We start from the raw sequence: 18,766 nt of genomic DNA, 5'->3' as shown, positions 1-18,766 counted from the left end.
GGCGCGAACCACCACGAAAGCGCAAATTCCAGTCCATGCCAAAGCTATCTTAGCGCCTATGCCCACAAGGGGGAGGTAGGGGGCCAGCGCCTCTCCCAAAAAACATTCAACCAACTAGTTGACTATCTAAAATCTCGCCTCTACATTCAACTACATGGTTGAATTAGAGACGCCCCAGATGGACCAGGTTTTTCACGCCCTTGGCGACGCCACGCGCCGGAACATGCTTAACCACCTCGCCGGCGGCGAGCGTACGGTGAGCGAGTTGGCGCAGCCCTTCGCCATGTCGCTGGCCGCCGCCTCCAAGCACATCAAGGCGCTGGAGCATGCCGGGCTGATCCGGCGCGAAGTGCGCGGGCGCACCCATGTCTGCCGCCTCGAGGCCCGCCCGCTGGCCACCGCCTATCAGTGGCTCGGCCAATACGCGCGTTTCTGGAACAGCCGCCTCGATGTCCTCGAACAGCTTTTGCGCGAGGAGGCGGGGCGCAAAACGTCGACAACGCCGTCAACGCCGGCACCGGCAAATCCGGAACCATCCAAGCCGGAATCACCCAAGCCAGACACATCCAGGCCAACATCATCCGAGGGAGACGACCGATGAACCAGATGAACAGCTTCGACGGCTACGCCCAGCTGATCCAGCCGGCCACTTTGAGGATCGAACGGCTTTTGCCCGGAACCAGGGAGCGCGTCTGGGAATATCTGACGCAGAGCGATCTGCGCCGCCAATGGCTGGCGGCCGGCGACATGGAGATGGAGGAAGGCTCTTCCTTCGAGCTGGTCTGGCGCAATGACGAACTGACCGACCCGCCCGGCGACAGGCCGGCCAGCTTCAGTGGCGGCGAGCAGCGGATGCACAACCAGATCGTCGAGTGCGATCCGCCGCGCAAGCTCACCATCACCTGGAACGGCAGCGGCAATGTCACCTTCGAATTGGCGCAGCGCGGCGACGACGTCTTGCTCACCCTGGTCCACCGCCGCCTGCCGGACCGCTCGAGCCTGATGATGCATGCCGCAGGCTGGCACGTGCATCTCGACCTCCTGGTTGCCCGCGTGGCGGCCGAGAAGCCCGAACCGTTCTGGGACAGCTTTAGCCGTATCGTGGCGGAATACGACCGGCGCCTGCCGGCCTGACCTGACCTAACGCATCGCCCGGTCCGACCGGGCCTCATCGATCCCTTGCATCGGATGCCGGCGCAAGGGCCGGCGAAACACGCGCCTTCGCCAGACACAGCGGCGCGTCATCGGAAGTGAAACCAGGCAACGTGCTTGCATCCCGCAAGCCCGAAGGAGGAAGTCATGCGTAAATTGATCACCGGAATGAAGATCTCCATCGACGGCAAGATGGAAGGCCCCGAAGGCTTCGCCGACTGGGTCGACAACTGGTCGGAGGAATATGGCCTGATGCCTGAGATCGACGCCTGCCTGCTCGGCGGCGTCATGTATGCCGGCTACGAGCGCTACTGGAGCGCGATCCAACAGAACGAGCCGGACCAGCCATTGCCGATGACCGGCAGACTGGTCGACCCGGCCGAACTCGAATGGGCGCGCTTTGCCGCGAAAACCCCGCACTATGTGCTGTCGAACACCATGACTTCGGCCGCCTGGGCCTCGACGCGCTTCCTGCGCAGCCTCGACGACATCGCGGCGCTGAAGCGCGAGCCCGGCAAGAACATCTATCTCATGGGCGGCGCCCGCATCACCGCCAGCCTGATCGAAGCCGGCCTAGTCGATGAAATGCGGCTCTTTGTCTATCCGCTGCTCGCCGGCGACGGCAAGGCGCTGTTCGGCACGGTGCACGCCCGGCACGGACTGGAACTGCGCCAGGTCGGCCAGCTGTCGGATGGGCGGGTGAGCCTGGTGTATGGGCTGGCGAGCTAGCTTCTTTTCCTCTCCCTCCGGAGGGGGGAGAGGAAGGGCGCGAGCTTATGCGAGCTGGCATTTTCCTCTCCCTCCGGAGGGGGGAGAGGTGGCGCCGCGAAGCGGCGAGGGAGTGGGGGAAGGCGCTCCTGAAAGCCACGGTCGCCGCGAAACAGGAGCGACGGAAGCGGGCGCGAAACGCCTGCAAGCAGGCAATCAGCGGATGTGATGAACGGTCGACCCCCACTCCGCCGAGCTTTGCTCGACACCTCTCCCCCGATCGACGGGGGAGAGGAAATGCGTCGGCGTTCGCCTCCCACCCTTGCCCTATCAACGGCCCGCTCGTGCCACACGACAGCCGGGCCCTTTATCCCTATCTCCGGCCTGCGCTACGGCCGGCTGGTCGCGCGCGGAGGGACTGGAATTGACGTCGACGCCGATTGCCGCAGCTGAAGCGAAGGCCTTGCCGATCGGCGCGTTGCTTGGCGCCATGGTGTCGATCCAGATCGGCGCCACCTTCGCCAAGAGCCTGTTTCCGCTGATCGGCGCCAATGGCACCACGGCGCTGCGGCTGGTCGTGGGGGCGCTGATGCTAGCGGCGGTGCTGAGGCCGTGGCGGGTGCGGCCGTCGCGCGCCGTGCTGCCCTGGCTCATCGCCTACGGCGTCAACCTCGCGGCGCTGAACCTTTTGTTTTACGCAGCGCTCGCCAGAATTCCGCTCGGCGTCGCGGTGGCGCTCGAATTCTCCGGCCCGCTGCTCGTGGCGACGCTGTCGTCGCGGCGCGCCACCGACTTCGTCTGGGTGGTGCTTGCCGTTGCCGGCATATTGCTGTTGTCGCCCTTCATCCACTCCGGCAGTGCACTCGACCCGATCGGCGTGATGCTGGCGCTGGCCGCCGGCGGCTGCTGGGCGCTCTACATCGTCTTTGCGCAAAAGGCGGGCGCCGAGCTTGGCAGCCAGACCACGGCTTACGGGCTGGTCATTGCCGCTGCTCTCGCCCTGCCGTTCGGCCTCGCCGAGGCGGGTACCGGCCTGATCGCACCCGCGATCCTGGTCAGCGCGCTGCTGGTCGGGCTGTTCTCCAGCGCCTTGCCGTTCTGGCTGGAGATGGTGGCGCTGACCCGGATGCCGGCCAGGCTCTACGGCACGCTGACTTGTCTGGAGCCGGCGCTGGGCGCGCTGGCCGGCTTCCTGTTCCTGCACGAGACCCTGAGCCCGCTGCAATGCGCGGGCATCGCCGCCGTGGTCGTCGCCGCCTTCGGCGCGGCGCTGACGACGAAGCCGCCGGTACCGTCGCCGGAATAGTTGCCTGAAATGGATATGTGACGCCGATGCCGTGGTCCGCCGGTCCCGTGTCCGGTTGCTCAAGCGCCTGCAGCATCGATATATGGATCGATGTATGCGCAGGAGATCCAGATGAGCAGGGCCGACAGCATTGCTTGAGCCGTCCGTGATCAAGGCAATACTCCTTGTCGGGCTCGCCGCTGTCGTTGCGGCTTTGGCCTGGCGGCTGGCGCGGTCGCGTCGCAGAGCCCGGCTTCGTGAAGATCCGGCCAACGACTACGCCGTGCGCCGGGACTGGTCGGGCAACCACGGCAAGCTCAATCATTCGACCTTTGTCTACTTCGATGCCGATCGTGACGGCCGCTACGGGCTCGGCGACCGCCCGATGGCCGGCATCATGGTCAGACTGCATGATGGCGACGGCCGCTTCGTCGCCGCGGCGCGGAGCAACCGCGGCGGCTTTGCCAATTTCCTGGCGTCGGCGAAACGTCGGGCCGCGCCCATCCATGTGCCGGGCAGCTACCGCTTCACCGTGTCGGTTCCGCCCGGCTGGCGCTCCAGCAGCGCCAACGAGGTCCAGTCGCAGCACCTCCGGCCGCTGCCGGGCTCGCCCACCGGGCTGGTCTCGGAATCAATGCTGCAGCCGGTCGGCCTGTTTGCGATACGCCGGCTCAGCGGCCGCGTAGCGGACGGTGTTTCGACGAGCATCTCGGTGATGGCGAAAGGGCAAGAGGTGGCGGTGCATCCGCTAAGTGCTGGCGCTGGCTTCCGTCTCGATCTGCCCGATGACGCCGACGTGATCGAAGTCACCGGCGATGGCATGGAACGACGACTGGCCTTGTCGGCCTACCCGACCGAGCTCGGCCTGCTGTCGCCCGAGAACGCGGCTGTCGACAGCGCCGCGTCCTTGCAGGCCATCGGTTTCGACGATGTCACGACGCGCGGCCTGCGCAAGGTGCCGTCCGGTTATGCCGGGTTGACCTGGTTCAACCTGAACGCACTGGCGCGCGATCATACCGAAGGCAGCGAAGGCTACGTCAACGGCAATATCTCGGGAGACCATGTCTGCTATACGAGCAGCGGACACCCGGCCGAATTCTCGAGCGACAAACCGTTCGGGTTCCATTCCGTGATGCTGACGGCGGCATGGTTGAAGTCCGAAGGCGAAACCGCACTGGTCGAGAGCTGGCTTGGCGACCGGCTGATCGCCAGCGACACGATCGTCCTGTCGGCACTGGCGCCCGTCCACTATGCGCCGATGCTGGCGGCGGTGACGCGCGTGCGCCTCTCCACGAGCCACTATTGGCAGCTCGTGCTCGACGATCTGGTGGTTGTGCGCTGAAGCGTGTCGCGATTAATCGGGGTGAAAGGGTTTATCGCGGATTGGAAGCACCGTTCGCGGTGACCTGCGAGAGCTTGCCTTTTTTGACCAGCACCGGTTTCAGATAGGTTTTCTTCATTTTCCACTCTCCACGTCGGGCACCCAAAGCCCTGTTCCCGGCCAGACGGCACGAGGCGTCGGATAATCGGCTGCTAGACTGCGACCGGCCCGGAGCCGTTACCATTGTCGGCTGTAACCTGCGAGAGCTTGCCCTTCTTGACCAGCACCGGCTTCGAATAGGTCTTCTTCATGCCGCATCTCCAGTGTCAGGCGAGGCCGCCAGATCAGGCGACAGTCCGACTCAACGACTTCACTCGATCGGGCCGGAACCCGCGCCATTGGCGAGCGCCGTAACCTGCGAAAGCTTGCCTTTTTTGACCAGAACAGGCTTCGAATAGGTTTTCTTCATAGTGTATCCTCCAAGCTTGCGCGATAATGCCAGACGGATCGGCACTGTCAACCTTCGCGGCGCCGTCGTCCCGTCCGGGTTTTCTTGGCGCCGATGCGTTAACCGCAAATCCACCTTCATCGAGAAATCGTTGTTCTTGGGCGTGCATGGCGCGGCCGGGTTGCGGTGCGGAAAACGTCCGAAACGGCGGCGGGTCTGGCCTGGTTGGTCGGCCTGCTCAAACAGAGCGGCAATGCAGCGCGGAGGGGTCCAGCCTAAACATTGGCCTTGCCGTCGCGCCGCACTCACAGTTCCTTCTCCGCCAGTTCGCGGAAGGCGTCGGGAGCCGAGCGCCGGGCTTCCAGCGCCACGGCGCCATAGCCGACAGCCTCTCTGCCAAAGCGCTGGCGGATCTTGTCGATGGCGCGGTCGGCGCCAAAGCGCGCCAAGCCTTGCCTGCTGCCGGGCCGCTGCTTTTCATCGGCAAGCCCGAGCGGCAGCTCCAACTGCAGCTCGGCACTTTCTTCCAGCTGCGACACCGAGATCGCCAGCAGCGAGATGGTCTTCTCCCGAGGGTTGGCGGCCAGCACGCCGCGCACCAGCTCCCCCGCGATTTCGGCCAGCATCGCGGTTGCCGAAATCGGCTGATCGAGCGTCAGCGAGCGTGTGACAGCGTGCAGATCGGCGAAACGCACGCGCACCGTCACCGTGCGCCCGGGCCGTGATTTCGCCCTGAGCCGGCTGGCGACCCGGTCTGCCAGATGCAGCAGCACGGGTCCGAAGATACGCGCCTCGGCCGGCCGTCTGCCAAGCGCCGACTGCGCGCCGGCGGAATGCGACGGCCTGTGGGTTTCGAGCTTTCGCGGGTCGCGGTTCCATGCCAGCGACGCCAGCTTTTCGCCGGCGGCGGGCCCGAGCAACCTTCGCAGCGCCCCGCTATGCGTCTTTGCCAACTGGCCGATGGTCTCGATGCCGATCTCGGCCAGCCGCGCTCTGGTCGCCGGGCCGACGCCCCACATCAGCCCGACTGGCAGATCATGCAGGAAGGCAAGTTCGGTGTCCGGATCGACCACCACCAGGCCGTCGGGCTTGGCCACCTGCGAGGCGATCTTGGCCAGATGCTTGGTGCGCGCCACGCCGATCGAGATCGGCAGGCCGAGCTCTGCCCGGACGCGCCGACGCACCGTGGCGGCGATCTCGGCCGGCGGCCCGAACAGATGCGTGCAGCCGGCGACATCGGCAAAGGCTTCATCGATGGAAATCCGCTCGACCAGCGGCGTGAAATCGTCGAGCACCTTGATGGCGGCGTCGCCCAGCCGCTGATAGTCGGCGAAATGGCCGCCGACGAAGATCAGTCCGGGGCAAAGCTCGCGCGCGCGTCGTCCGGGCATGCCGCCGCGCACGCCGAAAACCCTGGCTTCGTAGGAAGCGGCAAGCACGACGCCGCCGCCAACGGCGATCGGCTTGCCCCTGAGCGCCGGGTCGAGCAGCTGCTCGACCGAGGCGTAGAAGGCGTCGAGATCCGCATGCAGGATGGTGGGCTCCATCCCGACCGTTCCCTTTGCGGCGTTGCAGCATTAGCCGCGTCTGTTGTGAGAGGCGTTTTTGCCGAACAAATAGAGAACAAACAGGGCCTATTGTCAAGCGAAGCGGTTGTCGCCGGCCGGACCGTTCCAGGTCGGGCTGTCGAGTGCTCCGCCTGGGCATCGGACCTGCGGAACATTGTCTCTCGCCTCGGCGTTCATATCCGCGACGGGACGCTGTTTTTGTGGAGGCCGGTATGGGCCAGTTCAAGATGATCGACCTCGTCAGCGTCATTGACGCCTGCACGAGCGATCGCGTTGCCGGGCACTGCGTGTCAATGGCCAGGGCGGTGGAGGAGTTGCGAGTGCTGACCGGTGATTTCGTATCGCCGGACGAGACGGTGGCCAACGCGCTGTCGGCAGTGGCGCTGGGGCGCGGCTGCGCGGTGGTGTTCGACGAGCGAGCGGGCGCCGACATCTTGCTGACGCCGTAGCGCGGCGGCGCCGGGTTGTGGCAGCCAGAAAAGTCGAACAGCGTGCAAAAAGCTGTGCAGGCATGGCCCCATAACCGGGGCGTGGAAAAGTTCTGCGCGTGGGTGTATTCTCCAGGTCGCAAGCGGTCGCAGACCGCATAGGGGGAGAAATGACATGCCGAGGGTTTCAGAACTCTTTTTCAAAACTGCCATCTTGTTCCTGATGTTGGGGATTGCGGCCGGCCTGCAGATGGCGATCTCGGGTGACCACGCCGCTTTTCCGGCGCACGCGCATATCAATCTGCTCGGTTGGGTGACGAGCGCCATCTTCGGCGGCTACTACGCGCTCAATCCGCAAAAGGCGGCGCGTCGCATCGCCATGATCCACTACGGGCTCTACACACTCGGCCTGGTGATCATGCTGCCGGCGCTGTATGTGATGCTGCAGGGAAACCCGGCGCTTGAACCGATCGTTGCCGGCGGCTCGCTCATCGTCGCCGCTGCCGTTCTGGTTTTTGCTTTCGTGGTGTTTTCGCCCGAAACGGCGCGCTCGGTGTCCGGCGTGGTGCCGGCTTCTCGCTGACTGTTCGCGCAGCGATCAAGTCCGACCCGCGTTCGCGACCCGCGACGCGGGTTGGCCAGCCCGATGGACAGCCGCTGGTTTGCGGTGTCTACCGCCGCGTGGGCGACCATAACTGAGCCCCACACGTATTATTTCGTGACTATTTGGCGCCGGAACCTTCCCAGATATCGCGCGTTGCGGCGACTGTATTCGCGCTGCCTTATATATAGGCAGCCTTGAGTACGTCCACAGCATGGGTTGGGGGAGGAGCAGGACACCATGTCGAACAGAGAAATCGGAACGTCGGCCTCGCTGGGCCGACGCATCGCCGATCTGAAAGCCAGGATGCGAGACGCCAGCGTTACTGAACACGAGATGCAGACCTTCCAGAAGGTCGCAGCCATCATGGGAGGTGTCGAAGGCTCCCTACGCCTCGACGCCGACGACCTGATCGCGGCGTCCTTCGTCACCGAGGCGCTCGGCGATCCCGGGTCGAATTGAAGCCATGCGCCCGTCGGCACTAAGTGCCGGCGGTCGATGGGCCGTTACGCCGGTCGTCTGCGATACTGGAGCGTGTGCGCACCGCCTGCGGCGGACAATCTCTTGCGCACTTTGAAGATTTCAGGCGAGCGGCCTCAACGGCGCTTGGAACATTGGACTTCGCGTTCGTGCTCTCGGCTGCCTCGCGGCTGCCGAAGGTGTGTCGCCGTCGCCGTCCAGTCCTTGACCACAAGGGCTAAATTTAACCAAACCGCCAAGGCGCCTTAAACGAAGGATCCGGCCAGCCGGATCCTTCGAAATATCGCGATGCTCCGGCATCGCCTTCAGCTCATACTTGGTCCAACTGGTGACGGCGTGGACGTCCCGGGAAACCTCTCGAAAGTCCGCGGTCGCTGCCTTACACGTCGTCGAACGGGCCGCCGCGCCTCGCCAGGTCGTGACCAATGGCGGCTTCCTCGGCGTCGTCGGGCAAGGCATCGTCACTGTCCTGGTAGGGGTTGTCGTCATCCTCCTCGGGCAGTTCGCCTTCCTTCTCGACTCCGGTGGTGTCCGGCAGGCTTTCCTCATCTGCTCCGTCGGGCAGGACCGTTGCGCCACGCAGCGCATCCCAATCCTGCCGGCGCGGCGTCGGCGCTTCCACCTCGTCATTGGCGATCCTGTCGCGGGCATCGTTTTTGCTCGGTGGCGCCTCGACCTCGTCATTGGGTTTTCTGTTTCGTTCTTCCATGATTGCCTCCTCCGGGCGGCTTTGCGTCGAGAAGGTGGAACTCACTTCCGGCTGTCAGGTTCCGGCAACCACTCCATCTCCGTGGAACCAATTGCCGCCAGTCTGCTTTGCCAAGGACTAGTCTGCTTTGCCAAGGTGATGAATCCAGAGGAGCTGGACCATGAAGACTTTCCCCCTCATCCCATGCGTGCTGCTCTTGGCGCTGGTCGACCCGGCGGCCGCGCAGGACAATAGCGACCAGCACGGCCCTGCCGCGCCTTGCCAGGCGCAGCCTCAGGACGATGGTCAGAAGCCGCCGGCCGCCAATGGCGGTGGCGAATCGTCCAGCACGCTCGGTCCCTGCGGCGGCGTGCTGCAGCCGCCGCCCAGTGGTGACCAGGGTATGACGCAGCCGCCGCCGGATCAGGGCAAGACGCCGGTGATCAAGCCTGGCGAGGTGCCTGCGCAGCCGCCGAAGCAATGACCTTTGCTTGAAACTTCACGGCGTGGCACGAAGGCGGTCGGTTCCGGTCTTGGCCGGGCGCGACGCGGTCACCGGATCAATGCCGGCGCCGGCCGCGATCGCCACCGGAATTGGAGCCGTGCATCGTCCATGTCGAAGGTCTCCTGAGGGATTGTGCTTCAATGCGAATCTTGCGGGTGCGGGTTCTGCTGGCATGACCGGAAGCCGATCAATTTAGTCTCCGCTTGCGGAACAAGACCGTACCGGCTGCGTTTGCCTCCAGGAGCCCGCCACCTCGATCTGCGCTGTTTTCGCCTCATGCGGGAACACGGCGGAGCTCGCCAACAACGACAGGAGACGAAGATGAAAACCATCCTTATTCCCGCCGTCGCCGGGCTCGCCATGATCGCTGGTATCGGCATTGCCGCCGCCGACGAGGTCATCGTCACGCAGCCGGCACAGCAGCAGGTGATCATCACCCCGGAACAGCGCACGGTCGTGCACCAATACGTAAAGAAACATCCGCTTGCCTCGGTCAATCTGCTCGGCGTCGAATTGAATGTCGGCACTGCCTTGCCTGACACTGTCGAGCTGCAGGAGGTTCCCGACGTTCAGTACAGATACGCCGTCGTCGACAACCATACCGTGTTGGTCGACCCCAGCACGCGTAGGATTGTCGAGGTGGTCGAGTAACGCTCGACAACCTAACCATTCATCGGTGATACGGCCCTGTCGTTCTTCCCAAAAGGGCGGCAGGGCCGAATGACGAACATGATGAAAGGAGAATTGCCATGTTGCCGCATGTCGAGACCCCGAACTCCGCCAATGTTGCGGCGTGTTGCGACAAGTTGCTGGCCGAGCGCAACACGGCGCTGTTATCGATGAAGGAAGCGATCGCGCTCCTGCGGGAGCGCACCGGCACCGATCGTTCGGATGCCGACCTCGCCGGGCTGATCGTCAAGAAAGCGGCGCTGCTCGGCGTTGCGGTGATTTCCGACCCGCGCTGAGATGTCTCGTCACTCAAGACGCCGGTCGAATTTTCGGCTAATGTTTTCGTGGAATCTGGACCAACCGACCGGACCCAACCACGGAGGCTTAAGTGACGGACGACAAACAGGACCGCATTCGCCAGCGCGCGCACGAGATCTGGGAAAAGGCCGGCCGGCCTGAAGGCGCGCATCAGGAACACTGGGAGCAGGCCACGGCTGAAGTCGATGGCGCGGTCGCCAAGCCCAAAAAGGCGGCGAAGAAAGCTGACGCCAAGCCCGCCAAGGCAGCCGCCAAGCCAAAGGCGGCGAAGCCTGCCGCCGCAAAGTCCGGCAAAGCCAAATCGAAATAAGGCCAGAAATAAGGCCAGTCGAAATAAAGCAAGGCCGGAATTCGCTGGCCGGGGCCATCCTTGGCGCCCGCCGTTCAGGCGCGCCCGAGCCTCTCAACCTGACGAATTGCGCCTGCGACGGGCAGCGCAATTCCTTGTGTTTGGCGACAGGCGCCCTCATGCCTCCCAGGCATAACTCGACAGCGCAAAGCGAATGCCGGCAGCTGTCATGGCCAGTTCGCATTCGGTGATCTGGCGCAGGTGGCGCAGATAGCGCGTCACGGTCTGTGGCAGCCAGCCGGCGCAGGCCTCGACATAGGCGCGGCTGTGAACAAGGGTGCCGGTCGACAGCCTCTCGTCCTTCTCGGCAACGACTTTCAGATATTGGCGGATGAAGCGGATGTCGTCGGCGATGTCTTGGCTGGCCATTCGCCAAGCCCCGGCGAGGCGTTCGCACTGATCGAATGACAAGGGCAACAAAGGGGGCGGCAATAAAGGCGGCGGCAACAAAGGCGGCGGCAACGACGGGGGTGACAGCAAAGGCCGAGAGAGATCGGCGAAGGCAACATGGTTCGCTGTGCTCAAGGACATTCCTCTCTGCGAAAAGAGATATCGTACTTTATGTACGAATAAGCGTCAAGCCAATTTCGTACGGTTGGGACGATGGACATGAATATAGCAGCGGTCGCTTCAGCTAATCCCGCATCGTGAATCCTTCAGGAGTCGCACCAATTTCGCGGAGGGATTTCCCCAGGATGGTGTGACTGTTTTCCCTCGTGGCGGCGTCGAACAGGTTCAAGCCGCCCCGGATCGTCTCGCGCCAGTTTTCGCCCTTGTCCCACGCTTCCATGAAGGCGAAGGCAAGGTCGTCCTGGCGACGCGTGGCTTCGAGCGCTTGGGTCAGCAGGCGCGCTTGATGGAGATCCTTCTCCCGCTTGGCGCCAGCGCTCGGCCCGCGTCGCGAGGCGACGATCAGCTTGTGGATGGCGTAGCGCTGGGGCGAGGGGACCAGCACAGGCAAGCCCGAGCGATGCAGGAGCACAGTCCGGATGGGGTCGCGGATAAGGAAATCCAGAAACCGTAAGGGCTGCGCGGAGTCTCTGCCATTTTCTTATAATTACGTTTATCAGCTTGAATTTCAACGCAGTTATAAGAAGTTCGTGGAAACGTTATAACGCAACGAACTGACGAGTCGTCTGTTAACGCCCGGGCGCCCGGCACGTCTGGCCCAAAACACTTTCCCGCAGTGCCTCAACAAACGGCTTCCCCAATGCCGCGAACGGTGCTTTAACCCGCCCATCCACAGGGGTGCTCCGTATCGTCGGGGCTGAGATGAGGGCGGCAAGCCTTCGGACCCTAAAGCTGATCTGGATAATACCAGCGGAGCGAGGCGGGCGATGTTTTCAGGCGCACAGATTTCCCTTTATCCCATGACCGACGATTTCGTCGGCGTCATCCTCGGCGCGCTCGGCGCGCTCGATCCGTGGCGCGACCGGCTGCGGATCGAAACCGATGACATCTCGACCCTTACGGTCGGGCCGCCCGAGGTGCTGTTTCCCGCCATGCGCGACCTGTTCGTCGCGGCGGCCAGAAGCGGCAAGCACTGCGTGCTTTCGGCGGCGGTCTCGCGCGGCTGTCCGGGCGAGCCCGACGATCCGATCTGCCGCTCCGACGAGACCGGCGGCCCCGCCATTCCGCTGGACGAGCGCAAGATCGCCGCGATCCGCGCTGTCCAGGCCACGCCGTCGACCGGCCAGCCGGTGGCGGCGCAGTTCTCGCTCTACGTTATGGGCACGGGCGACCATATGGACGAGATCTACGGCTGCATCGATTTCCTGAAACAGTCCGGCGTCTTTGAGCGCTCAAAGAACTTCTGCACCAAATTGCGTGGCGATGCCGGTGCCGTGTTTGCCACGCTCAACGAGGCCTTCTGCCGCTTCGGCCCCGGCGCCGGCCACGTCACCCTCGACATCACGATCTCGGCGAACAGCCCGAGCGCCGTCTGAGCCGCGGCTCAAGCGTCGTTCCTTGAGGATATTGCCGTGGCTGGTTTATCTGACCTATTGCGTGGAGGAGATGCCTCTGACCCCTCAGCACAGAGAGGAGGGGAGCCATTGGCGATTGGCGAAGACCGCGATGCCCACGAATCTCCCCCCTCGAGCAGGAGATGGCCGGCAGGCCAGAGGGGGTCCCAGCGCGTGGAGCGCCGACGTCCTTTTCGCATCGGCAAGGCGTGGGCGCTCTATGCGAGACGACCCCCTCTGTCGCCTTCGGCGACATCTCCCCCTCGAGGGGGGAGATTAGCCGCAGCCATCGCCAAGACCATCCCCGCCGCCTGCGCCTCCGCCCTGCTCCTCGCGGCGTGGGAGCTCTACGCCCGCTATGGTGGCGCTGCGCCCACCATGCTGCCGGCGCCGTCGCGCGTGCTGCAGCAGGCCTGGGAGCATCGCGCTGCCCTTGCCGACAACACGCTGCCCACCATCCGCGCCACATCAGCCGGCTTCGCCTGCTCGTTGGTCGCTGCCTTCGTGCTTTCGGCGCTGGTCGATTTCTTGGCCCCGCTGCGCCGCGCGCTGTTTCCGCTGCTGATTGTCAGCCAGACCTTGCCGCTGGTCGCGATTGCGCCGATCATCGTGCTGTGGTTCGGCTTCGGGCTGATGCCAAAAATCTTGCTTGTGGCGCTCGTTACCTTCTTCCCGATGATGGTGGCGCTGGTCGAGGGTTTTGCCGCGACCAGCAAGGCGATTTCGCAGATGCTCGCCACCATGGGGGCAGGGCGCTGGCGCATCTTCTGGCTGGCGCGCCTGCCTTCGGCGCTGCCCTATTTCTTCGCCGGGCTGCGCATCTCCATCACCTACGCCGTCTTCGGCGCGATCTTCGCCGAATATGCGGGGGCGGCGAAGGGGCTGGGCATCTACATGCTCAATGCCAAGAACAACTTTCGGCCCGATCTGGTGCTCGCCGCGGTCGCCGTCAGCGCCGCGCTCACGCTTGTCTTGTTCGCCATTGCGGTGCTCGTCCAGCGCTTCGCCATGCCTTGGGAGAATGCAGGGAGCGAAAGCCGCGACGGCAAGGTTGAAGCTGCAGAAGAGAACCGTCAATGACGCGGCTCGAACTCCGGGACATCAGGAAGAACTTCGGCGCGCTTGAGGTGCTCGCCGGCATTTCGCTTCATGTCGCGGCCGGCGAGTTCGTCTCCATCCTCGGCCCTTCCGGCGCCGGCAAGTCGACGCTGTTCCAGTTGCTGACCGGCGCGCTGAATGGCGAGGGCGACATGCGCTTCGACGGCGCGCCATTGCAGGGCAGCCCCTTCGCCTTCATGCCGCAGCGCGACGCGCTGATGCCGTGGCGGCGCGTCATCGACAATGTGACGCTGGGGCTGGAAGTGCAGGGTCTTGGCCGCAAGGCGGCGCGCGAACGCGTCGCGCCGTTGTTCGCTGAGTTCGGCCTTGCCGGTTTCGAGCGCGCCTGGCCGGCCGAGCTTTCCGGCGGCATGCGCCAGCGCGCCGCCCTTTTGCGCACCGTGGTGCAGCAGCGCGACATGCTGCTGCTCGACGAGCCCTTTGGCGCGCTGGATGCACTGACCCGCGCGGGTATGCAGCGCTGGCTGGAAGGCATGTGGCAGCGCCAACGCTGGACGGCGCTGCTGATCACCCATGACGTGCGCGAAGCCGTCTACCTCTCCGATCGCATCTATCTGATGTCGGCGCGGCCGGCCAGCATCATCGGCGAGATTGCCGTGCCGCTGCCGCGCCCGCGCACCACCGGCAGCGATGCCGCGCGCCAGGCCGCCGCGCTCGAAGCCGACATCCTCGACACGCTGCTCAATCCCGGGACTGACCGGCCCTCGTTCCCGCAGACCGCTCAAAGGAGTTTTTCATGACCGAATTCACACGCCGGCAGGCTTTGCTGCTGACGCTGGCTGCCGGACTGCCGCTTGCCTCTCGCGCTCATGCGGCTACGCAAAAAATCACCGTCGCGCTCGACTGGACGGTCAACACCAACCATGTCGGCCTGTTCGTTGCCCGCGACAAAGGGTTCTACCACGAGGTCGGGCTCGATGTTGAGATCCTGCCCTATGGCGATACCGGCGCCGGCACGCTGGTCGCCAACCGCATCGCCGATTTCGGCATTGCCGGCGTCGGCCTGTTTACCCAGCGGGCTGCCGGCGCCGATCTCAAGGCGGTCTACGCCGTGGTCCAGCAGGAGACCGGCCGGTTGGTCTTCAACGCGGATCGCGGCGAGATCAAGAGTCCCAGGAATCTCGACGGTCTGACCTATGGCGGCTTCGGCAGCGCCTGGGAAAACACGCTGATCTCGACCATCATCCGCCACGATGGCGGCAAGGGCGTTTTCGAGACGGTGACATTAGGCACCTCGGCCTATGAGGCGCTGGCCAACGGCTCGGTCGACTTCACGCTGGAGGTCTCGACCTGGGAAGGCGTCGCTGCCGAGTTGAAAGGCGTCAGGCAGCGCGGCTTCCGCTACGCCGACTACGGCGTGCCCGACGAGCACACCACCTTGATCGCCTCCAGCAATGCATATACCCAGGCAAACCCGAAGGCCGCATCGGCCTTCGTCGAGGCAACGCGGCGCGGCTACCAATTTGCCTGCGATCACCCGCAGGAAGCCGGCGATCTGCTGATGGCTTCCAACAAGGACGCGCTGACCGACCCGGCGCTGATCCACGCTTCGCTGAAAATGCTGGTCGACGGACACTTCTTGCGCAGCCAGGACGGCGTCATCGGCACCATCGCCAGGGCCAAGATCGAGGCGATCGGAACCTACCTCTTCAGGGCCGGCATATTGCTCGATGGCGATGGCAAGGTTCTGAAGGAGAAGCCGGATTTTGGAGCGTATTTCACGAACGAGTTTTTGGGCGCGTAATCTCCCCCCTCGAGGGGGAGATGTCGCCGAAGGCGACAGAGGGGGTCGGTACGTCCTGACGCGACTTCCTATCGCGGACAGAGGACGTCAGCGCCTTACGCGCGGCGACCCCCTCTGGCCTGCCGGCCATCTCCCCCTCGAGGCGGGAGATTGCGCCTCACCGCCTTCTCCCTCACATATCGATCATCGAGCGCTTCACCCGACCGATGATGGTGATGGCGCCTTCCAGCGCCGGCGGCGGGATGTCCATGTAGGAGGCCGGCTGGAAGGGCGGGTTCTCGTTGGGGCGGTAGCGCTTGTAGGTGGCCTGGCCGCTTTCGTCCGAAATGACGTAGCAGCCATTGGTCACCAGCCGCTTGTCCCTGAGGTTGACGAAGATGATCGAATCCGGTGGCGAGATCTTGTTCATCGACGGGCCGTCGACGCGTAGCGCAATCCATTGGCCCTGCTCCAGATCGGTGGTGGGGATGGTCGGATAGTCGCTGAGATTGACCACCATGTCCTGGCTGCCGAGTTCGCCGGCGCTGATCCATGAGACAATGGGCACGTCGACGGTGGCCAGCGACGGCATCGGGATCTGCCGGCCCGACTCGTCAAAGCCGAAATGGCCACCCGAAAGGCTGCCGCCGTCGCCGTTGAACAAGAGCCAGCCGGGATCGACGCCGAACAGGCGGCCGTATTTCTCCGCCGCCTTGCGCGACAGCGGCCGGTTACCGTTCTCGTGACTGATCAGCGTGTTCTTGTTGATGTCGCGCAATGCCCGCGCAGCGTCGCTCGGCGAGGCATAGCCCGCCTCCGCCCGCGCCTGCTGCAATCTGTGCCTCGGTTCCTGCATCGTACAAATTGCCTGAAATTTATCGTCCAATATGTACGATTTCGCTTGCGTACGTTTCGTACATATCGTACGCTTAGCGCATGATCGAACAAATCGCAAGCGTTTCCGCAGACATCCTCAGCTTTCTCCCATCGTCCGGGCTGTCCTCCTCCCCGGTCCGGACGCAAACCGGGGCTTCTGCCCCGGATCCGGTCGAACCGTCGTCCCCCCGATCGACCGGAACGGCCGGAGCCGCTCCTCTCCCGGCTCCGGCCACCTCTTCAGCCCATGGCGCCGCCGGTGCGCCAAGGGCTGTCTCCGGCGGGCAGGGTATTTCCTGCATCCGCACGGAAGATGGCACCGTCATCCTGTTCGACCGGCTGACGGGCAGGGCGGTTTCCGCCCTCACCAAAGCGGCCGCCGAAGCCGCCTTGCGGCATCTCGCCGGCTCGCTGCCGGCCGCCAGTATCGGCTGACCGCACCGACCATCCGCTCTGATTTTTTCCCGTGGGCCCCCGGGGCCGGCGCTCGGCCTTTGCGCGCGCAATCAATGGATACCGACATGACTGCCTATACCGACACCGAATTGCAGGAGATCGCCGTCTGGCTGAGGGATGGCCTGTCGGCCACAGGGATCGCCGTCCGCTTCACGGCGCTGCGCGGCAGTCCGGTCTCGCGCAATGCCATCATCGGCATCGTCCACCGCAACAGCGCGTTGAAGACCATCGGCTTCGCCAACCCCAGAGGCGGCAGGTCCGGCGGCCGACCGAGGAAGAATGCGACGGGGAAGACTGCGGCAAACGAGAATACCGCCAAGAGGAATCCGCCGGCGCAGCTAAGCAAGCCCGTAACGGAAGTAGCAGTTTCGAAGCAGGCCGCGCCGGTCAAACCGGCCGCCAAACCGAGCCGTCAGCCATCGGCCAGGCCTCTGTTGCCAGCCCGTCCGGCGCCCTCGATCCCGGGCGAAGGACGGCTGGTGGTGGACGGCGAAATCTACCGCTTCAATGTGCCGGCGCCGCGCCCTGCCTCGCTCGGGCGTCAGCCGCATGTCGCCGCCATGCGCTTCATCGACTGCCTGTTCGACCGCTGCCGCGCGCCGCTCGACCTGACGCTGGAGGAAGACCCCGACAACGATGCTCCCGGCAGTCGGCCGGGGCTCGAGATGCTGTGCTGCGGCCTGCGCACAAGGGCGCTGAAAAGCTACTGCGAATATCATCAGACGCGTTTCCACCGACCTGTGGCGGAGGTGGTGTGAGCGGCTGGGCTCCGTTCCTCGCCTCCGGACGACCCCACCAATGATCGAAAGCCGGCGGGACAGCGCCCCCCTCTGTCCTGCCGGACGTTCGTCGCTCGGAAAGCCAAGCAATTGGCTTTCCGTCCGCTTCGCGGACCACTCCTCAACCCCCACGAGGGGGGCGATCGGATATCGCCGCCGATTTCGCCAATTGCCAACGTTGCAGAGGCGCAGCCGCCGAAACTGCCAATCTCCCCCTCGTGGGGGAGATGCCCGGCAGGGCAGAGGGGGGCGCGAAGGAACGCCAACCTTCCGGCTCAACAACCCAATCTCCAGGACCACGCCATGAGCAAAAAAACCGCGCAGAAAGCCAAACCGCCGAAGCTGCCGGCGGGCGAAGTCGAGCAGGTGCGCATCCGCCGCGAGATCGGCCATGATTTCGCGCTGAAGGACGATCGCTTCGGCCGCAAGCGGCTGAGCGTCGGCACCGAAGAGGCGCGGCGCGTCTACGAGGTCTCCAATGACGGCTACACCGCGACCGGCGGCATCGTGCGGGTGCGCAATGTCGATCCGCTGGTCGGCATCACCTCGCTGACCCGCCAGCAGCGCGAGGCCGGCCAGCGGTTTCGCGACGATTTCGAGCGCGCCTCGCGTGACGGGCTGCGGCCGATGCCGTGGGAAGAGCGCATCGACGGCGGCCGCATCAATGGCGGCATCCCCGACCGCGTGCTCAACGACGGCCGCGCTCATGCTCACGCCGTCGCCGCCCTGGCCCACTGGGAAGTGGCGGAAGTGGTCCGCCAGATCTGCCTCGAAGGCCAGTCGGTGAAGGCGCTCGCCGAACGCACCGGCGAGGGACGAGATGTGGTGGTGAAGCTGTTGAAGGTCGGGCTCGACCTTTTGGCCGTGGGTTACGGGATGATGCTGATGCGGAAGCCGCGATAAGGCCGGCAGCCGCGCAGGAAGCGGCCGGCCGGCAGATGCCGGCCGACCGGTTTCACCCTATCGGATCACCGTTCGCAAACGCGAATTTCCTCGACGATCCTGTGATGATGGCGCCAATGCTTGACCAACTCTATACGGCAATGGCGATGGTGCCTGTAATACCTGTGGTACCTGAAGCCGTTATCGTAGGCATCATACTGGTAGTAGGGGCGAGGAGCGTAGCGATCGTAATAGTCGCCATAGCTGTCATTGTAGTCATCGTCATAGTAGCCGTTGCCGATGCCGATCACGACGCGCCCGCCGGCATTCGCCGGGGCGATCATCGCCGCCGCCGCAGTGATAGCGATAGCCGAAGCAAGCAGGAGCTTTTTCATAGCTGCCTCCTATTCAAGGTTGCGCTAATATAACTCGCTGGGCACGACCTCG

General features: G+C 64.4%; 26 protein-coding genes, 1 pseudogene and 1 riboswitch. Of the genes and pseudogenes, 18 read left to right on the top strand and 9 right to left on the bottom strand.

Going from position 1 to position 18,766, the window contains the following annotated elements; genetic code table 11:
• Positions 1-154: 154 nt before the first annotated feature.
• The 5 genes from NKI88_RS12045 (at position 155) to NKI88_RS12025 (ending at position 4,487) form a co-directional block, all read left to right on the top strand.
• Positions 155-601 (top strand): ArsR/SmtB family transcription factor, encoded by a 447-nt coding sequence (locus NKI88_RS12045; protein ID WP_023747864.1) that lies wholly within the window; start codon positions 155-157, stop codon positions 599-601.
• Positions 598-1,134 carry an SRPBCC family protein gene (locus NKI88_RS12040; protein WP_023684811.1) on the top strand — a complete coding sequence of 179 codons (537 nt, stop codon included), beginning with the start codon at positions 598-600 and terminating at the stop codon, positions 1,132-1,134. Before NKI88_RS12045 ends, NKI88_RS12040 begins: the two co-directional genes overlap by 4 nt.
• 165 nt (positions 1,135-1,299) lie before the next feature.
• The gene (locus NKI88_RS12035; protein WP_352655282.1) at positions 1,300-1,881 is read left to right on the top strand and encodes a dihydrofolate reductase family protein; all 582 of its coding nucleotides are present in this window, start codon (positions 1,300-1,302) and stop codon (positions 1,879-1,881) included.
• Positions 1,882-2,284: 403 nt separating this feature from the next.
• Positions 2,285-3,166, top strand: a complete 882-nt coding sequence (locus NKI88_RS12030) for an EamA family transporter (protein WP_023730338.1) — start codon at positions 2,285-2,287, stop codon at positions 3,164-3,166.
• Between the two features lie 145 nt (positions 3,167-3,311).
• Positions 3,312-4,487, top strand: coding sequence for a hypothetical protein (locus NKI88_RS12025; protein WP_352655280.1), 1,176 nt, complete (start codon positions 3,312-3,314; stop codon positions 4,485-4,487).
• Positions 4,488-4,678: 191 nt separating this feature from the next.
• Here the strand turns inward: NKI88_RS12025 and NKI88_RS12020 are convergent, their stop codons facing one another.
• From NKI88_RS12020 to dinB, 3 genes are read right to left on the bottom strand one after another with little or no spacing between them, the layout of a single operon-like run.
• Positions 4,679-4,777 (bottom strand): hypothetical protein, encoded by a 99-nt coding sequence (locus tag NKI88_RS12020; RefSeq protein WP_023684816.1) that lies wholly within the window; start codon positions 4,775-4,777, stop codon positions 4,679-4,681.
• Between the two features lie 59 nt (positions 4,778-4,836).
• Positions 4,837-5,223, bottom strand: coding sequence for a hypothetical protein (locus NKI88_RS12015; protein ID WP_352655278.1), 387 nt, complete (start codon positions 5,221-5,223; stop codon positions 4,837-4,839).
• On the bottom strand, positions 5,220-6,461 hold the full coding sequence (dinB, locus tag NKI88_RS12010; RefSeq protein WP_352655276.1) for a DNA polymerase IV: 1,242 nt from the start codon (positions 6,459-6,461) through the stop codon (positions 5,220-5,222). Before dinB ends, NKI88_RS12015 begins: the two co-directional genes overlap by 4 nt.
• 233 nt (positions 6,462-6,694) lie before the next feature.
• On the opposite strand from dinB, the gene NKI88_RS12005 reads away from it, so the two are divergent.
• The 3 genes from NKI88_RS12005 (at position 6,695) to NKI88_RS11995 (ending at position 7,973) form a co-directional block, all read left to right on the top strand.
• Complete coding sequence (locus NKI88_RS12005; protein WP_352655274.1) at positions 6,695-6,931, top strand: hypothetical protein; 237 nt, start codon at positions 6,695-6,697, stop codon at positions 6,929-6,931.
• Between the two features lie 154 nt (positions 6,932-7,085).
• The gene (locus NKI88_RS12000; protein WP_023684822.1) at positions 7,086-7,493 is read left to right on the top strand and encodes a heme-copper oxidase family protein; all 408 of its coding nucleotides are present in this window, start codon (positions 7,086-7,088) and stop codon (positions 7,491-7,493) included.
• Positions 7,494-7,751: 258 nt separating this feature from the next.
• On the top strand, positions 7,752-7,973 hold the full coding sequence (locus NKI88_RS11995) for a hypothetical protein (RefSeq protein ID WP_023670355.1): 222 nt from the start codon (positions 7,752-7,754) through the stop codon (positions 7,971-7,973).
• A gap of 397 nt (positions 7,974-8,370) precedes the next feature.
• Here NKI88_RS11995 and NKI88_RS11985 read toward each other — a convergent pair whose 3' ends face one another.
• Positions 8,371-8,700: a hypothetical protein gene (locus tag NKI88_RS11985; RefSeq protein ID WP_023705173.1), complete on the bottom strand. Its 330-nt coding sequence runs from the start codon at positions 8,698-8,700 to the stop codon at positions 8,371-8,373.
• Positions 8,701-8,860: 160 nt separating this feature from the next.
• Here NKI88_RS11985 and NKI88_RS11980 point away from each other — a divergent pair, with 160 nt between their 5' ends.
• The 4 genes from NKI88_RS11980 (at position 8,861) to NKI88_RS11965 (ending at position 10,481) form a co-directional block, all read left to right on the top strand.
• Positions 8,861-9,163 (top strand): hypothetical protein, encoded by a 303-nt coding sequence (locus NKI88_RS11980; protein WP_023689013.1) that lies wholly within the window; start codon positions 8,861-8,863, stop codon positions 9,161-9,163.
• A gap of 342 nt (positions 9,164-9,505) precedes the next feature.
• Positions 9,506-9,835, top strand: coding sequence for a DUF1236 domain-containing protein (locus tag NKI88_RS11975; RefSeq protein ID WP_023670359.1), 330 nt, complete (start codon positions 9,506-9,508; stop codon positions 9,833-9,835).
• Positions 9,836-9,933: 98 nt separating this feature from the next.
• Positions 9,934-10,149 carry a hypothetical protein gene (locus tag NKI88_RS11970; RefSeq protein WP_023670360.1) on the top strand — a complete coding sequence of 72 codons (216 nt, stop codon included), beginning with the start codon at positions 9,934-9,936 and terminating at the stop codon, positions 10,147-10,149.
• Positions 10,150-10,241: 92 nt separating this feature from the next.
• On the top strand, positions 10,242-10,481 hold the full coding sequence (locus NKI88_RS11965; RefSeq protein WP_023684825.1) for a DUF2934 domain-containing protein: 240 nt from the start codon (positions 10,242-10,244) through the stop codon (positions 10,479-10,481).
• A gap of 156 nt (positions 10,482-10,637) precedes the next feature.
• Here NKI88_RS11965 and NKI88_RS11960 read toward each other — a convergent pair whose 3' ends face one another.
• Entirely contained in the window at positions 10,638-10,889 is a 252-nt protein-coding gene (locus NKI88_RS11960) for a hypothetical protein (RefSeq protein WP_023684826.1), read from the bottom strand.
• Between the two features lie 265 nt (positions 10,890-11,154).
• A pseudogene (locus NKI88_RS11955) lies at positions 11,155-11,544 on the bottom strand (GSU2403 family nucleotidyltransferase fold protein); the annotation flags it as partial.
• Between the two features lie 210 nt (positions 11,545-11,754).
• Positions 11,755-11,867, top strand: a riboswitch (TPP riboswitch).
• Here NKI88_RS11955 and NKI88_RS11950 point away from each other — a divergent pair.
• The 4 genes from NKI88_RS11950 to NKI88_RS11935 all read left to right on the top strand — a co-directional run bounded on the left by NKI88_RS11950 (position 11,858) and on the right by NKI88_RS11935 (position 15,347).
• Positions 11,858-12,466: a YkoF family thiamine/hydroxymethylpyrimidine-binding protein gene (locus NKI88_RS11950; RefSeq protein WP_023819116.1), complete on the top strand. Its 609-nt coding sequence runs from the start codon at positions 11,858-11,860 to the stop codon at positions 12,464-12,466. (Overlaps the previous riboswitch by 10 nt.)
• A gap of 255 nt (positions 12,467-12,721) precedes the next feature.
• Positions 12,722-13,564, top strand: a complete 843-nt coding sequence (locus NKI88_RS11945; protein WP_352655288.1) for an ABC transporter permease — start codon at positions 12,722-12,724, stop codon at positions 13,562-13,564.
• On the top strand, positions 13,561-14,343 hold the full coding sequence (locus tag NKI88_RS11940) for an ABC transporter ATP-binding protein (protein WP_352655271.1): 783 nt from the start codon (positions 13,561-13,563) through the stop codon (positions 14,341-14,343). Before NKI88_RS11945 ends, NKI88_RS11940 begins: the two co-directional genes overlap by 4 nt.
• Positions 14,340-15,347, top strand: coding sequence for an ABC transporter substrate-binding protein (locus tag NKI88_RS11935; RefSeq protein ID WP_352655269.1), 1,008 nt, complete (start codon positions 14,340-14,342; stop codon positions 15,345-15,347). The genes NKI88_RS11940 and NKI88_RS11935 overlap by 4 nt, the downstream gene beginning before the upstream one ends.
• 172 nt (positions 15,348-15,519) lie before the next feature.
• Here the strand turns inward: NKI88_RS11935 and NKI88_RS11930 are convergent, their stop codons facing one another.
• Both NKI88_RS11930 and NKI88_RS11925 read right to left on the bottom strand, forming a co-directional pair.
• Complete coding sequence (locus NKI88_RS11930) at positions 15,520-16,182, bottom strand: LexA family transcriptional regulator (RefSeq protein ID WP_023689008.1); 663 nt, start codon at positions 16,180-16,182, stop codon at positions 15,520-15,522.
• A 260-nt stretch (positions 16,183-16,442) separates the two neighbouring features.
• Positions 16,443-16,643, bottom strand: a complete 201-nt coding sequence (locus NKI88_RS11925; RefSeq protein WP_023709399.1) for a hypothetical protein — start codon at positions 16,641-16,643, stop codon at positions 16,443-16,445.
• Between the two features lie 80 nt (positions 16,644-16,723).
• On the opposite strand from NKI88_RS11925, the gene NKI88_RS11920 reads away from it, so the two are divergent.
• Positions 16,724-17,416 (top strand): GcrA cell cycle regulator, encoded by a 693-nt coding sequence (locus NKI88_RS11920; RefSeq protein ID WP_352655266.1) that lies wholly within the window; start codon positions 16,724-16,726, stop codon positions 17,414-17,416.
• A 324-nt stretch (positions 17,417-17,740) separates the two neighbouring features.
• On the top strand, positions 17,741-18,340 hold the full coding sequence (locus NKI88_RS11915) for a DUF6456 domain-containing protein (protein ID WP_023824438.1): 600 nt from the start codon (positions 17,741-17,743) through the stop codon (positions 18,338-18,340).
• Positions 18,341-18,405: 65 nt separating this feature from the next.
• Here the strand turns inward: NKI88_RS11915 and NKI88_RS11910 are convergent, their stop codons facing one another.
• Positions 18,406-18,714 carry a hypothetical protein gene (locus NKI88_RS11910; RefSeq protein WP_352655264.1) on the bottom strand — a complete coding sequence of 103 codons (309 nt, stop codon included), beginning with the start codon at positions 18,712-18,714 and terminating at the stop codon, positions 18,406-18,408.
• Positions 18,715-18,766: the final 52 nt, after the last annotated feature.

It is taken from the genome of Mesorhizobium sp. M0317 (genome assembly GCF_040321555.1).
In the GTDB taxonomy this organism is placed as follows: Bacteria; Pseudomonadota; Alphaproteobacteria; order Rhizobiales; family Rhizobiaceae; genus Mesorhizobium.
The sequence above is the reverse complement of the archived record's forward strand: the minus strand, read 5'-3'. Positions and strand labels throughout refer to the sequence as shown.